Origin of the sequence: Paractinoplanes ovalisporus (assembly GCF_016834655.1) — a bacterium.
Classification (GTDB): Bacteria; Actinomycetota; Actinomycetes; order Mycobacteriales; family Micromonosporaceae; genus Actinoplanes; species Actinoplanes ovalisporus.
The window spans coordinates 78,443-91,624 of sequence record NZ_JAENHP010000007.1 but is presented as its reverse complement, the minus strand read 5'-3'; the positions used below and the strand labels follow the sequence as shown (position 1 = coordinate 91,624).

At 68.8% G+C, this 13,182-nt stretch carries 14 protein-coding genes; 9 read left to right on the top strand and 5 right to left on the bottom strand.

Annotation, left to right across the window (positions count from 1 at the left end):
• Window positions 1-77 precede the first annotated feature (77 nt).
• Entirely contained in the window at window positions 78-914 is an 837-nt protein-coding gene (locus JIG36_RS22530) for a sensor histidine kinase (RefSeq protein WP_203378356.1), read from the bottom strand.
• A gap of 120 nt (window positions 915-1,034) precedes the next feature.
• Between JIG36_RS22530 and JIG36_RS22525 the strand changes: the two genes are divergently transcribed.
• The 5 genes from JIG36_RS22525 (at window position 1,035) to JIG36_RS22505 (ending at window position 5,956) form a co-directional block, all read left to right on the top strand.
• Entirely contained in the window at window positions 1,035-1,730 is a 696-nt protein-coding gene (locus JIG36_RS22525) for an ABC transporter ATP-binding protein (RefSeq protein WP_203378355.1), read from the top strand.
• Entirely contained in the window at window positions 1,724-2,464 is a 741-nt protein-coding gene (locus JIG36_RS22520) for a hypothetical protein (protein WP_203378354.1), read from the top strand. The genes JIG36_RS22525 and JIG36_RS22520 overlap by 7 nt, the downstream gene beginning before the upstream one ends.
• Complete coding sequence (locus JIG36_RS22515; RefSeq protein WP_203378353.1) at window positions 2,461-3,087, top strand: hypothetical protein; 627 nt, start codon at window positions 2,461-2,463, stop codon at window positions 3,085-3,087. The genes JIG36_RS22520 and JIG36_RS22515 overlap by 4 nt, the downstream gene beginning before the upstream one ends.
• A 303-nt stretch (window positions 3,088-3,390) precedes the next feature.
• Window positions 3,391-3,801 carry a GNAT family N-acetyltransferase gene (locus JIG36_RS22510; protein ID WP_203378352.1) on the top strand — a complete coding sequence of 137 codons (411 nt, stop codon included), beginning with the start codon at window positions 3,391-3,393 and terminating at the stop codon, window positions 3,799-3,801.
• A 157-nt stretch (window positions 3,802-3,958) separates the two neighbouring features.
• Window positions 3,959-5,956 (top strand): endo-1,4-beta-xylanase, encoded by a 1,998-nt coding sequence (locus JIG36_RS22505; RefSeq protein WP_203378351.1) that lies wholly within the window; start codon window positions 3,959-3,961, stop codon window positions 5,954-5,956.
• Window positions 5,957-6,212: 256 nt separating this feature from the next.
• Here JIG36_RS22505 and JIG36_RS22500 read toward each other — a convergent pair whose 3' ends face one another.
• Window positions 6,213-6,719 (bottom strand): MarR family winged helix-turn-helix transcriptional regulator, encoded by a 507-nt coding sequence (locus JIG36_RS22500; protein WP_203378350.1) that lies wholly within the window; start codon window positions 6,717-6,719, stop codon window positions 6,213-6,215.
• 115 nt (window positions 6,720-6,834) lie between these two features.
• Here JIG36_RS22500 and JIG36_RS22495 point away from each other — a divergent pair, with 115 nt between their 5' ends.
• Window positions 6,835-7,821, top strand: a complete 987-nt coding sequence (locus JIG36_RS22495) for an SDR family NAD(P)-dependent oxidoreductase (RefSeq protein ID WP_203378349.1) — start codon at window positions 6,835-6,837, stop codon at window positions 7,819-7,821.
• Here the strand turns inward: JIG36_RS22495 and JIG36_RS22490 are convergent.
• Genes JIG36_RS22490 through JIG36_RS22480 form a run of 3 tightly spaced genes read right to left on the bottom strand, consistent with a single transcriptional unit; the run spans window position 7,818 to window position 10,263 of the window.
• Window positions 7,818-9,122 (bottom strand): LLM class flavin-dependent oxidoreductase, encoded by a 1,305-nt coding sequence (locus JIG36_RS22490; protein ID WP_236048090.1) that lies wholly within the window; start codon window positions 9,120-9,122, stop codon window positions 7,818-7,820. The two genes, JIG36_RS22495 and JIG36_RS22490, sit on opposite strands and share 4 nt — an antisense overlap.
• Window positions 9,119-10,165 carry an LLM class flavin-dependent oxidoreductase gene (locus JIG36_RS22485; protein WP_203378348.1) on the bottom strand — a complete coding sequence of 349 codons (1,047 nt, stop codon included), beginning with the start codon at window positions 10,163-10,165 and terminating at the stop codon, window positions 9,119-9,121. The genes JIG36_RS22490 and JIG36_RS22485 overlap by 4 nt, the downstream gene beginning before the upstream one ends.
• Window positions 10,162-10,263, bottom strand: a complete 102-nt coding sequence (locus JIG36_RS22480; protein ID WP_307872858.1) for an ABC transporter ATP-binding protein — start codon at window positions 10,261-10,263, stop codon at window positions 10,162-10,164. Before JIG36_RS22480 ends, JIG36_RS22485 begins: the two co-directional genes overlap by 4 nt.
• A gap of 333 nt (window positions 10,264-10,596) precedes the next feature.
• Between JIG36_RS22480 and JIG36_RS22475 the strand changes: the two genes are divergently transcribed.
• The 3 genes from JIG36_RS22475 to JIG36_RS22465 are packed head-to-tail and all read left to right on the top strand — an operon-like array spanning window position 10,597 to window position 13,179.
• Window positions 10,597-11,478 (top strand): amino acid ABC transporter permease, encoded by an 882-nt coding sequence (locus tag JIG36_RS22475; protein WP_203378347.1) that lies wholly within the window; start codon window positions 10,597-10,599, stop codon window positions 11,476-11,478.
• On the top strand, window positions 11,475-12,191 hold the full coding sequence (locus tag JIG36_RS22470) for an amino acid ABC transporter ATP-binding protein (protein WP_203378346.1): 717 nt from the start codon (window positions 11,475-11,477) through the stop codon (window positions 12,189-12,191). Before JIG36_RS22475 ends, JIG36_RS22470 begins: the two co-directional genes overlap by 4 nt.
• Window positions 12,192-12,207: 16 nt before the next feature.
• On the top strand, window positions 12,208-13,179 hold the full coding sequence (locus tag JIG36_RS22465; protein ID WP_203378345.1) for an ABC transporter substrate-binding protein: 972 nt from the start codon (window positions 12,208-12,210) through the stop codon (window positions 13,177-13,179).
• Window positions 13,180-13,182: the final 3 nt, after the last annotated feature.

Here is a 13,182-nt window from a genome sequence, read left to right as displayed (position 1 = left end):
CGTTCCGCCGCTCGCTTCTGCGCCCCCATCAGCCCACCGCCAGCACGCGGCCGCCGCCATCACGCGCTCCCGTGACGTCACGCGACGACCTCGTCGGGGATCCGTGCGGTCAGCTGGAAGCCACCGTTCTTCGGCCGCGCGGCCAAGGTGCCGCCCAGCGCGGTGATGCGTTCCCGCAGTCCGACCAGCCCGTGGCCGGCACCCGGTTCGCGCCGCCACCCCGGCGTCGCGCCCGCATCGACCACGCTGACCACGAGCGTCTCCTCATCACGGCGGACCACCACCCGTACGTCGGTCGGTCCCGCATGACGGGCCGTGTTGCTCAAGGCTTCCCTTACGGTCTGGCAGATGGCCAACTGCACGCCGGGTGACACCTTTCCGAGGTCGGTGACCGTCAGTTCCGGCCGGACGCCGCTTGTCTCGGCGGCCCGGACGATCTCCGGGAGCACCGTGAGGTCATCCGCGGGCTGTATCGGCGCGTCACCGGATTTGTCGCGCAGGACGTCCAACATCCGCCGCAACTCGGCCGTCGCGGTGCGACTGACCTGTTCGATATCGGTCAACGCACTGTCCACCTCGGCCGGCTTCTCCAGATGCCGGGTCGATGCCGCCCGCACGGTGATCAGGCCCAGTCCGTGCGACACGATGTCATGCAGGTCGCGCGCTATCTTCAGTCGTTCCTCGACCACGGCCCACTTGGTCAGCCGCTGTTCATAGGCTCGGCGGTCGGCCCGCCACCGCCTCACGGCCCAGACCGCGGCCGCCACCGACCCGCCGACCACCACCAGCGGAACAATGGTGGCGACGGCGCCTTGGGCGCTTCCGGTCACCATTGCGACGACGGCGACCGTAGCCACCGCCACCAGCACCGGAACGGCCCGGGAGCGCCACTCGGGACGATGCCTTGCGTTCATGCCGCCGACTGTAGTTCTCCGACCAGGGTCTGAAATCAAACCAGGGTTTGAGATCTGGGGGTCGAAAAGATGGACCCGTGGTTTGACGATTCCAGCGCCCGCCTCCGGTTGACTCGTCGCATGATTTCGATCGACGGCGTGACCCGCCCGGGCATCCTGCACGGCGTGTCCTTCGAGGCCCGGCCCGGCCGCGTCACGGGCTTCCTGGGTCCCAACGGCGCGGGCAAGACCTCTACCGTACGCATCCTGCTCGGCCTCGACCGCCCGTCGAGCGGCACGGCACTGATCAACAACCTTCCGTACGCATCATTGCCGCGCCCTCTGACCGTGGTCGGCGCCCTGCTCGACGGCAGCGGCGCACACCGGGCCCGGTCGGCGCGCGCACACCTGCGATGGATGGCCGCCAGCAACGGCCTGTCCCGCTCACGGGTCGACGAGGTGCTGTCGATCGTGGGCCTGTCCGAAGACGCGGGCAAGCGTGCCGGCCGCTTCTCGCTCGGCATGGGCCGCCGTCTGGGCCTGGCCGCCGCGTTGCTGGGCGACCCGCCGGTGCTGGTCCTCGACGAGCCGATCAACGGTCTCGACCCCGCGGGCATCCGCTGGATGCGCACGTTCCTGCGCCAGTGCGCCACCGAGGGACGCACCGTCCTGCTCTCCAGCCACCTGATGACCGAGCTGGCCTCCACGGCCGACGACGTGGTCGTGATCGACCGCGGCCGCGTGATCACCCGGGGCACGGTCGCCGAGGTCACCGCCGGCCACGACTCCCTCGAAGAGGCCTTCCTGGCCCTGACCGCGACCCCCACCCCATGGTGACCGCCGAGCTCCGCAAACTCCTCGGCCTGCCGACGGCGTGGGTGGGCCTGGTGCTGGGCCTGATCGCCGCCCCGTTACTGGTCTTCGTGAACGCCCCCGCGCTGCGCCGCATGGCCGATTCCGGGCAGTTGCCCGACCCCGCCGACGTGGGCTACGAAAACCTGGGCATCGGCCTGCTGGGCGCCCTGATCCTGGGCGTGGTCGTGGTGAGCAGCGAATACACGTCAACGGGCGACGACTCCCCCGGCGCCCACCAGATGACGTCGACGCTGCTGGCCATGCCCGGCCGCAAGCGTCTGCTGGCCGCCAAGGGGTCAGCGCTGGCCCTGGTGGTGGGCGTGCAGGGCGCCGTGACCGCGGTGACCACCATCGTCCTGACCCGGTCGCTCATGCCCTTCGCACCCAGCTTCGATCCGGTCCGGGTCGCCGCCGCAGTTCTCTATTGGATCCTGCTCGCCCTGTTGGCGTACGCCATCACCTTTATCTTCCGGAACGGCATCGTCACGCTGACGCTCTTCATCGTGAACAGCTCAGTCGTCTCGGTCTCCTACCTGCTGACCAAGCTGACCCCGTTGGCCGCCTACCTGCCCGACATAGTCGGCGCCCACATGTTCCTGCGTTCCCACCCCGCCGACGAGACCATCCCTCCGGTCACAGCCGGCGTGGTCATGACCCTCTGGGTGGGCGCATTGCTGGCCGTGGCGGCGTTCCTGTTCCGGAGGCGCCCCGCGTGACCATCGTGAACGCCGAGTTCCGCAAGCTGGCCACCCTCCCCGCCCTCCGTTGGACCATTCTCCTGACGTGGCTGGCCACCCTGCTGGTCGCTTATGCAGCCCACCGCGCCGCCGTGGCCGACGACCCGATCCGCTTGGCCCTTCGCTGGACTCAGGCCGGCTTCCTGATCCTGGGCGTGCTGTCCGCAACTCAGGAATACGAGCCAGGCGCCCAGATCCGAGCCACGTTGCTGACCGTCCCACGCCGTCTGCCTCTTCTGGCCGCCAAGACCGCCACCACCGCCGCGACTGCCATCTTGGCCGCTCTCCCGCTCCTGGTCGCCACCCTCTGGTTCGTCCCAGCCACACCCCACCCGGCGACCGCCCTCTACCTGGTCGCCGTAACGCTGCTGGGCGCCGCCTGCGGAACCCTGACAAGAAACCCTTTGGCCGCCGCTGCCGTGTCCTTGTCGGCTTTCATGGTCGCGTTCCCGCTGCTGCGCGCCCGTTTCCCGACAGCTTCGTCGTGGCTCCCCGACACCCTGCTGACCACCTCATCCCCGACCACAGCGTTGGCCACCACCGTGTGGGCCGCGTTGCTGACCGCAGCCGCAGCACTGACCTTCCAGACCCGAAATGCTTAGCCATCGGCCCCGTCGCGGAACCGCACGCCCGGCTTGACCGGCACCTCGAACGCCCGCGCGTCGATTACGCCCCAACCCACCGAGTCGTCGACCGCTAGCTACGCCCCTCGCCAACCCAGAGACCCCCGTCCTGGACGCCGTCGCCGGATGCGGCCGGTTCAGGAGCGGATCGGCGGGTGCCGAGGGCTCGCCCGCCTTGACTTGTCTCGCGGCATCACATCGTCACGACGTCGTCCAGCCGGTTCCAGCCCGGATTGGCCGGTTGTTGTGATCACCTTTAGGCTGCGACGGGTGATGGTACGCATGGCTGACGTCGCGGATGTGCCGGCGCTTGCGGAGCTTCGGGGCATCGCGGCCGACAACCTCGAAGCCTTCACCGGCTGGGTGGCCGCCCACACGATGACCCATCTGCCGTTCGTGGCCGAGATTGACGGGCAGGTGGTCGGCTCGGCGTGGCTGCTGGTCGCCGAACGTGTGCCCGGCGACGAGTCGCTGGACCGCCGCTTCGGGGACGTCCAGTCGGTCATGGTTCGCGAGTCGCACCGGAACCAGGGCATCGGCTCCGCCCTCATGGCCGCGATCCTGGCCGAGGCCCAGGACCGGAAGCTGCTCCATGTGACCGTCCACTCGGGCCGCCGAGCCGTCGACTTCTACCTGCGGAACGGCTTCACCCACCACCGCCAGATCCTGCTCTGGGAACCTCCCACCGCCTGACCAGCGCCCGCTCGGAGCGGCCCAAAACCAACACGCTGCCCGCACCGCAGCGCCGTCCCCTGCCCTTCGCGCTGCCGATTTACCATCATCGTTGCCTTGGGAGCGCTCCCATGCAACTATGACTGTCAATTTCTGGCTGCGTCTCTAAGGACGTTCTATGCGTGCTTCTCTGCGGCTTGCTCTGGTGTCACTCGTGGCCGCCCTTCCCGTCGCGGCGGTGGTGGTGGCGACGACCGACGCCGGGGCGGCCGACGAACCCGCCCCGATCACCGTTCTGAGCAAGGACTTCGAGGACGGGACCAGCCAAGGGTGGGCTGGTCGCGCCTCCGAGGCGGTTGCCCACAGCACCGCCGTGGCGCACGGTGGCAGTGGCAGCCTGGCGGTCACGGGGCGTACGGCGACCTGGCAAGGGCCCTCACTCGACGTGCTCGACACGTTCGAGAAGGGGACGGCGTACACGATCTCGGCCTGGGTCCGCATGGCCGAGGGCTCGGACAACGCGCGGCTCAGCGTGGAACGGCGTACGGGCGGGGTGGCCTCCTACGACCAGGTGGTGGGCAACACGGCTGTCACCAACGGTGGCTGGGTCAACCTCACCGGGCGTTACACGGTGGCCGCCGATGTCGAGTTCCTTCGCCTCTATGTGGAGACCGCCTCGACGACCGGCGCCTTCTACATCGACGACGTGACCGCGAGCTACGTGCCGGCGCTGCCGATTCAGACCGATATTCCCTCCGTACGCGATGTGGTGGACGAATTCCCGGTCGGCGCGGCGATTACGGGGGCCGAGATCGTCACCGGGCACGGCCAGCTGCTCGCGAAGCATTTCTCCAGCGTGACGCCCGGAAACGCGCTCAAGTGGGACGCGACCGAACCGTCCGAGGGCAATTTCACGTACGCGCAAGCCGATCCTTTGATCTCTTTCGCCAAGACCCATGACCTGGCCGTGCGGGGGCACACGCTCGTCTGGCACAACCAGACGCCGGCGTGGGTGTTCACCGGCGCCGACGGGCAGCCGATGACGGCGACCGCCGAGGACAAGGCCCTGCTGCTCGAACGGCTCGAGAACCACATCCGCAACGTGGCCGCGCACTACGGCACCGACATCGGCGTCTGGGATGTCGTGAACGAGGTGATCGACGAGAACCAGACGGACGGTCTGCGGCGCAGCACATGGTTCACGGTGACGGGCCTCGATTACATCCGTACGGCGTTTCGTGTGGCCCGCGAAGTCGCGCCGCACGCCAAGCTTTTCATCAACGACTACAACACGAACGTGCCGGCCAAACGCGACAAGCTGTACGCGCTGATCGCGCAGTTGAAGAGCGAAGGTGTCCCGATCGACGGCGTCGGGCATCAGATGCACATCAACGTGCAATGGCCGAGCGTTTCGGACACCAAGGCGATGCTCGACAAGTTCCTTCCGCTCAACATCGAGCAGCAGGTCACCGAGATGGACGTGAGCATCTACACGAGCAACGGCGAGTCGTTCCCGACGCCGCCGGCCGATCGGCTGTTGCAGCAGGCTTACGTGTACCGCGGGATGTTCGCCTTGTTCCGCCAGTACGAGGGTGAGATCACCTCGGTGACACTGTGGGGGCTCGCGGACGACAACACGTGGCTCGACACGTTCCCGGTGACCCGCAAGGACGCGCCGCTCCTGTTCGACACACGTCTGCAGGCCAAGTCTGCGTACTGGGGTGTCGTCGACCCCACCAAGATCGGGACAACGACCAGCCCGGCCACAACCAGCCCGACCCCCAACAGCCCGTCACCCACCAGCCCGTCACCCAGCGTCAGCAGCCCCAGTTCGACGGGCGGCACCCCGGGGACGACGGCCTGTTCGGTGAGTTACCGCGTGACGGGCACGTGGCCGGGCGGATTCCAGGCCGACGTCCGCCTGACGAACACCGGCACCACCGCGTGGACAACGTGGACGCTGGGATGGCAGTTCGGCGCCGGCCAGAAGATCAGTCAGCTCTGGAACGGTTCCGTCACCGAGTCGAACGGCCTGATCGCCGTCACGAACGCCGCCTGGAACGGCTCGCTCGCCCCGGGCGCGTCGGCCTCGTTCGGCTTCCTGGGCTCGTGGAACGGCACGAACCCGGCCCCGACGTCCTACTCGCTCAAGGGCACCGGCTGCGCCATCGCCTGATACGCGTCGCCTCCGTCCAGCGGGGGCGACGCTGCCGAACTGGGGCACGAGCGGTCGGGGACCGAGGGCCTGAGCGGGCCCACGCGGTCGGAAGACCGAGGGCGTGAGCAGGGGCGACGTAGTCGACCGGCCAAGGGCACGAGCGGACCCACGCAGTCGACCGGCCAAGGCCGCGAGCGGGCACGCACGCTCGCGGCCGCATCACGACGCAGCGACGAAGCGACGCAGGAGACGCTGAGTGGGCAGCGCGGGAATCTCAGCGCGAACCGGGTGACGCCTGACCCGCCAGGTAGGTCGGGCCGCACGCCGGGTCTTCGGGGCCGCACGCGTTGTCGGGGTCGCCGTCGTAGAGGCGTTCCAGCAGCGGCGCCAGCGTGCTCCGCTCGTCGTCGCTGAGGCGGCGCAGGATGATGTTGCGCTCGGCGACCGCCTCGGAGACCTGGTCACGCAACGCCACCCCGGCCTCGGTCAGCGTCAGCAGCTTGACCCGCCGGTCGCGGCCAGGGATGCGCGTGATCAGGCCGCGCTCCTCGAGCTGGTCGGCCAGACCGGTGATGTACGACCGGTCGCAGTGCATCTGCGCGGCCAGGTCGCGCATCGGCGCCGGCGTGGTGAGCAGCACGAGCACCCGGGCCAGCGGCACCGGCAGCCCGAACTCGGCAACCGTGGACGTGAAGTCGGCCCGCGCCTGCTCGGCGATCCCGATCAGCAGCTGCGACAGCCTGCTCGCCTGCGCGAACCGGACCTCTCGAGTCGACGACATGCGACCAAGATTACTACGCCGACTCAACAGTTGACTGACTCACGCATTAGGCTACTCTCGGATACGTGACTCGCTCAACCATTGAACGGGTCAACCGATTCGAAGGAGCACGGCGATGAAGCGCGACGAGACGATGCCCCGGCCCCTGCGGACCGCCGGCGTGACCGGCCTGAACGTCGCCGTGATCGGTGGCACCGGCGGCATCGGCCGAGCCCTGAGCCGCACCCTGGCGGCCGGTGGGGCACATGTAACGGTGGTCGGCCGTACGTTCCGTGACGCCGACGTGCCGGGCATCGAGTTCCGCCCGGCCGACCTCGGCCTGATGCGCGAGGCCGGACGTGTCGCCGAGCAGCTGCCGGCCGAGTCGCTCGACCTGCTCATCTTCACCACCGGCATCCTCGCCGCGCCCCAGCGCCAGGAGACGGCCGAGGGCATCGAACGTGACACCGCGGTCAGCTACCTGAGCCGGCTCGTCATCCTCCGCGCGATCGCCGACAGGCTGGGCGCAGACAAACAACGCGCGAACGAGCAGGGCCCGAACGCACAGAGCGCGCACAACCAGGGCGCAAACGAACAAGGCGCGCACAAGCAAGGATCAAACGAACATGGGCCGTACGAGCAAGGCGCCAACGGCCGGCCCCGCGTGTTCGTCATGGGCTTCCCCGGCAACGGCCAGACCGGCACCCTGGGTGACCTGAACGCCGAACGTACGTACAAGAGCATGCCCGTGCACATGAACACCGTGGCCGGCAACGAGATCCTCGTCCTCGACGCCGCCGCCCGGTACCCCCACCTCGACGTCCTCGGCCTCAACCCCGGCTTCGTCAAGTCCGAGATCCGCGGCAACCTCTTCGGCCCGGGAACCCTCCGCCACCGCCTCTTCGAGGGCGCGCTCGGCCTCGTCACGACCAGCGCCGACCGGTATGCGCAACGCCTCACGCCTGTCCTGATGTCACCCGACCTCGACGGCCACAGCGGCGCCCTGCTCGACCGAAAGGGCGCCGTCATCCTGCCCTCCCCCGGCCTGACCGAGAGCCACCGCGCGGCATTCCTGGCCGAGTCGGCCGAACTGGTCGCACGGGCCGGCGTCACCGTGAGCTAGTGGCCCTGCCAGTGCCGGGCCAGCAGTTCGAACGACCGGACACGGTCCGTGTGCTCGTGCGTGATGGTGGTGACGAGCAGTTCGTCGGCTCCGGTCACCCGCCGTAGGGTCTCCAACCGCTCGGCCACCCTGCGCGGCGTCCCGACGAACTGAGTGTCGAGCCGGTCGGCCACCAGTTCACGGTCGGCGCCGGTCCACTCGTGGGCCAGCGCCTCCTCGACCGACGGGAACGGGATCGCGCCGGTGCCGTTGCGGATGCTTCGGACCCAGAGCCCGTACGGGATGGCAAGCCGCTCGGCCGTGGCGTCGTCCTCGGCCACCACGACGTCAGCGCTCACCATGACGTGCGGCGCCGACAGAACTTTCGAGGGGCGGAAGGCGGCCCGGTACGCGTCCACCGCCTCGAGCACCTTGGCCGGCGCGACGTGGTAGTTCGCGGCGAACGGCAGCCCGCGTGCTCCGGCCACCCGAGCGCTCTCGCCCCCGCTGCTGCCGAGAATCCACAGTTCGAGGTCGGCGTTTTCCCCGGGTACGGCGTGAGCCTCGTTCCCGAGCCCGTCGGTGTACTGCCCCGCGATCAGTGTCTGGATGTCGTCCACCACCTGCTCGAGGTCGAGCGGTTCGGCGCCGGGTTGCTTGAGCAGCTTGCCGAACAGCGCCGCCCGCGGCGACGTCGCCAACGCCGTGAAGTCGAAGTGTTCCGGAATGAGCAGCCCGTCAACCTCGCGCGCCTCAGCACCTGTGGACGACACCGCCCCAGAGCCAGAAGCTGTGGAAACCGCCGACGCCGCCCCCGAACCCGTGGAAAACGCAGGCGTCGCCCCCAAACCTGTGGACGACACCGGCGCGGCCTCAGAAGCTGTGGACGACGGTGACGAGGCCTCAGAGCCTGTGGACGACACCCGCACGGCCTCGGAAGCTGTGGACGACGGTGACGAGGCCTCGGTGACGGCTGTCTTGCGGCGCTGGGCGGAGCGACCCAGCCCGAGGTCGAAACGGCCCGGATAGAGGGCGTCGAGCAACCCGAACTGCTCCAGCGCGGCCAACGGCGTCAGATACCCCGTCTGCAGCGCCCCCGACCCCAGCCGGATCCGCTCGGTGGCGGCCGCGATCTGCCCCAGCAGCAGAGCCGGCTGCGAGCTGGCCACCCCGGGCGTGAGGTGGTGCTCGGCCACCCAGTAACGGTGGTAGCCGAACCGTTCGGCCGCCCGCGCCAGGTCGAGCGTACGGCGCAGGGCGTCGCCGACGGTGCCGCCGGAGACCAGCGGAGCGAGGTCCAGAATGGACAGCGGCACGGTCATGAGATTCCTCCAAGGGTGGCGGGAAACGGGCGGCTCGGGATGTCGCGGCGCAGCGCCGGGGCGATCTCGGACTGGAAAAGCTCCAGCGTGGCCCGGTGCTGCTTGTCGGTCAGGCCGTCGGCGTCGGCGTGCAGGTGCATGACCTCGTGACCGAACTCGGCGTGGTAGCGGTGAACCTTGTCGATGATCTGCTGTGGGCTGCCGACCAGGATGGAGCTGCGTTCGATCGCGTCCTCCAGGGTGGGGAAGACCGGCTCGACGCCCACCTTGCGGAACAGCGCGATCCGGGCTTCGTAGAGCGGCCGGTACGTCTCGACGGCTTCCTGCGATGTGCGGGCGGCGTAGAAACCGGCACTGCCCGCGCCCACGAGCGCGTCCTCGGGCCGGTGACCGTAGTGGGCCCACCGCTCACGGTAGAAGTGGATCAGTTCCGCGTAGGGCTCGATCGGGTTGGTGACGTTGGCCGAGAACAGCGGGTCGCCGAACTTGGCGGCCAGGTCGACCGACTCGCGGCTGGTGGCGCTGCCGTGCCACACCCGGATCGGCTGCTGCAGCGGGCGGGGCCAGGTCTCGGCGTCGGTCAGCGATGGCCGGAAACGCCCCGCCCAGGTGACACGCGGCTCTCTCCACAGGCGTCGGAACAGTTCGTAGCTCTCGCGGTTGCGGTCCCACTGATCGTCGGCGGTGACGTGGAACAACTTGGCCTGCGCCGCGCCGTTCCCCTTGCCGATGATGAGCTCGAGACGGCCGTCGGAGAGGTTGTCGAGCGTCGAGTAGTCCTCGAACGCCCGCACCGGGTCGAGCAGGCTGAGCGTGGTCACCGCGGTGAACAGCCGGATCCGCGAGGTGATGGCGGCGATGTGGCTGAGCACGACGGGCGGCGACGACGAGAAGAACGGCCGCTCGTGCCGCTCCCCCACGCCGAACCCGTCGAACCCCAGCTCCTCGGCCAGCACGGCGTTGTCCACAACCTCGCGCAGTCGTTCCCGCGCGGGCCGGCTCGCGTCCTGCTCGGCAATCAACGTGATCAACAGAAACTTCATCGCGACACCTCCAGCGTCGGCACCGCGTCAATCAGTGCACGGGTGTATTCGTGTTGAGGACGTTGAAAAACGTCGTCAACACGTCCTTGCTCGACCACCAGCCCGTCCCGCTGCCGGCGAGCCGGCCGCCGCGGAGTCGGTGCCGGCGCTGCCGGAGCAGCCCGCCGCCGCGGAGTCGGTGCCGGCGCTGCCGGAGCAGCCCGCGACCAGCGCGGTTGTCACGGCGGCGATCAGCCGGGACCGGCGACGCATCTCCACCTCCAGAGGTCGACCCCCTTTTTCCTATAGCTTGAATAGGAGATAAGCAAGGGCCGGGCCGGCGGCGGCCCGCGTCGTTGACAGGCCCGTAAAACATATACACCCGATAGGTATTGAGGGTTTTAGGGGTGCTGCCCTAGCGTCGGAAGCAGCCCCTCGCCGGAAGGACCCCCGTGAGTCTTCTGTCCTCGGCTCGCGCGGCAACCAGCCGCCCGAGCACCGACCCTCCCGACGACCTGGTCGTGGTGCCGGCCCGGCACCCCTGGCGCTGGGTCGCGGCCGCCGCCGTCCTGCTCGTCGTCGCCCAGTTCCTGCACGGCCTGGTCACCAACCCGGGCTGGGAGTGGGGCACGTTCTTCGGCTGGTTCTTCGAGAAGTCGGTGATGGACGCGCTGCTCATCACCCTCGAACTCACCTTCGCGGGCGCGGTGCTCGGGTTCGCGGGCGGCATCCTGCTCGCTCCGATGCGCCTGTCGAAGAACCCGGTTCTCCGTACGGTGTCCTGGACGTTCATCTGGGTGTTCCGCTCGGTGCCGCTGATCGTGCAGCTGCTGTTCTGGGCCAACCTGGGCTACCTCTACGACCGGCTGCAGATCGGCGTCCCGTTCGGCCCAGGCTTCCTCCACTTCGAGACCTCGAGCCTGGTCAGCGCATTCGGGGCGGCCCTGCTCGGCCTGGCGTTGCACGAGGCCGCGTACGCCGCCGAGATCGTGCGCGCCGGGATCCTGTCGGTCGACTCGCGTCAGATGGAGGCGGCGGCCGCGCTGGGCATCCCGCGGCTGCGGCAGTTCCGCCGCATCGTGCTGCCCCAGGCCATGCGGGCGATCCTGCCGAACGCGGCCAACGAACTGGTCAACCTGCTCAAGAGCACTTCGGTGGTGTACGTCCTGGCCATCGGCGAGCTGTTCTATCAGGTGCAGGTCATCTACGGCCGCAACGGACGGGTCGTGCCGCTGCTGATGGTCGCCACCGTCTGGTACGTCGTCCTGACCGCCGCCCTGTCGGTCCTGCAGCACTACGTCGAGCGCCGCTACTCCCGGGGGTACGTCCGATGATCGAGATCAGCGGTGTGCACAAGTCGTTCGGCACGCTCGAAGTCCTGCACGACATCACCCTGACCGTCCCGGCCGGAAGCGTCACGGTCGTCCTCGGCCCCTCGGGATCGGGCAAGTCGACGCTGCTGCGCTGCATCAACCACCTCGAGAAGGTGGACCGGGGCCGGGTGCGCGTCGACGGTGAGCTGATCGGCTACCGCCGGGCCGGCACCAAGCTGCACGAACTGAGCGAGCGCCACATCCTCAAGCAGCGCGCCCGCATCGGGTTCGTCTTCCAGACGTTCAACCTGTTCCCGCACATGACCGCGCTGCAGAACGTGGCCGAAGCCGGCGGCGGGATCGAGCTGCTCGAGCGGGTCGGACTGGCCGACAAGGCGCACTCCTATCCCCGTCAGCTCTCCGGCGGCCAGCAGCAGCGGGTCGCGATCGCCCGGGCCCTGGGCCGCCGGCCCAAGCTGATCCTGTTCGACGAGCCCACCTCGGCTCTCGACCCGGAACTGGTCGGCGAGGTGCTCGACGTCATGCGCGACCTGGCCAAGGCCGGCACCACGATGGTGGTCGTCACCCACGAGATCGGCTTCGCCCGCGAGGTGGCCGACACCATCGTCTTCCTCGACGAGGGCCGTCTGCTCGAACAGGGCCCGCCCACCGAGGTCCTCGACAAACCCCGGCACGAACGCACCCGTGCCTTCCTCTCCGAAGTCCTGGTCTAGAAGGAGCAACCCCTCCATGCGTACGAAATCAGCAGTGCTCCTCATCGCCGCGCTCGCGGGACTGGCCGCCTGCGCCGCGCCGGACGAGAAACCCCCGGCCGCCGCCGACGTGCAGCAGGCCGCCGCGGTCACCATCAACGACGGCCCCGACCAGCAGCGCATCGTGCCGGCCAAGGTGGACGCGGCCGCCGCCCTGCTGCCCGACGCCGTCAAGCAGAAGGGCACGCTCACCATCGGAGTGGGGGCGGCCGGCGCCGGATTCGCGCCGCTCGCCTTCACCGCCACCGACAACAAGACGCTGATCGGCAGTGAGCCCGACATCGCCGTGGCCGTCGCCGGCGTCCTCGGCCTGAAGCCGGATCTGCAGAACACGAGCTGGGAGAACCTGTTCATCGGTCTCGACAGCGGCAAGTACGACGTCGGCGCCTCGAACATCACGGTCACCGAGGAACGCAAGCAGAAGTACGACTTCGCCACCTACCGCAAGGACGAGCTCGCGTTCGAGGCCAAGAAGGGCAGCGGCCTCAAGGTCAGCGGCCCCAAGGATGTGGCCGGCAAGAAGGTCGCGGTCGGCTCCGGCACCAACCAGGAGAAGATCCTCGTCGAGTGGAGCGAGGAGGCCGTGAAGCAGGGGCTGCCCCAGGTGGACATCAAGTACTACCAGACCAACCAGGCCACCTATCTGGCTCTGGGATCGGGCGCGATCGACCTCTACCTGGGCCCGAACCCGACTTCGGCCTACCACGTGGCCAAGGCGGGCGAGAGCGAGATCGTCGGCACCTACTCGGGGGCCGGTTCGACCCTGCAGGGCAAGATCGCGCTGACTACGAAGAAGGGCAGCGGACTGGTCGAGGCCTACAAGGCGGCCCTGGACGAGCTGGTCAAGTCGGGTGACTACAAGAAGATCCTGGACCGCTGGAACCTCGCGAACGAGAGCGTCGACGCGCCTGAGATCAACCCGCCCGGCCTGCCGATCGAGGGGAAGTGACCC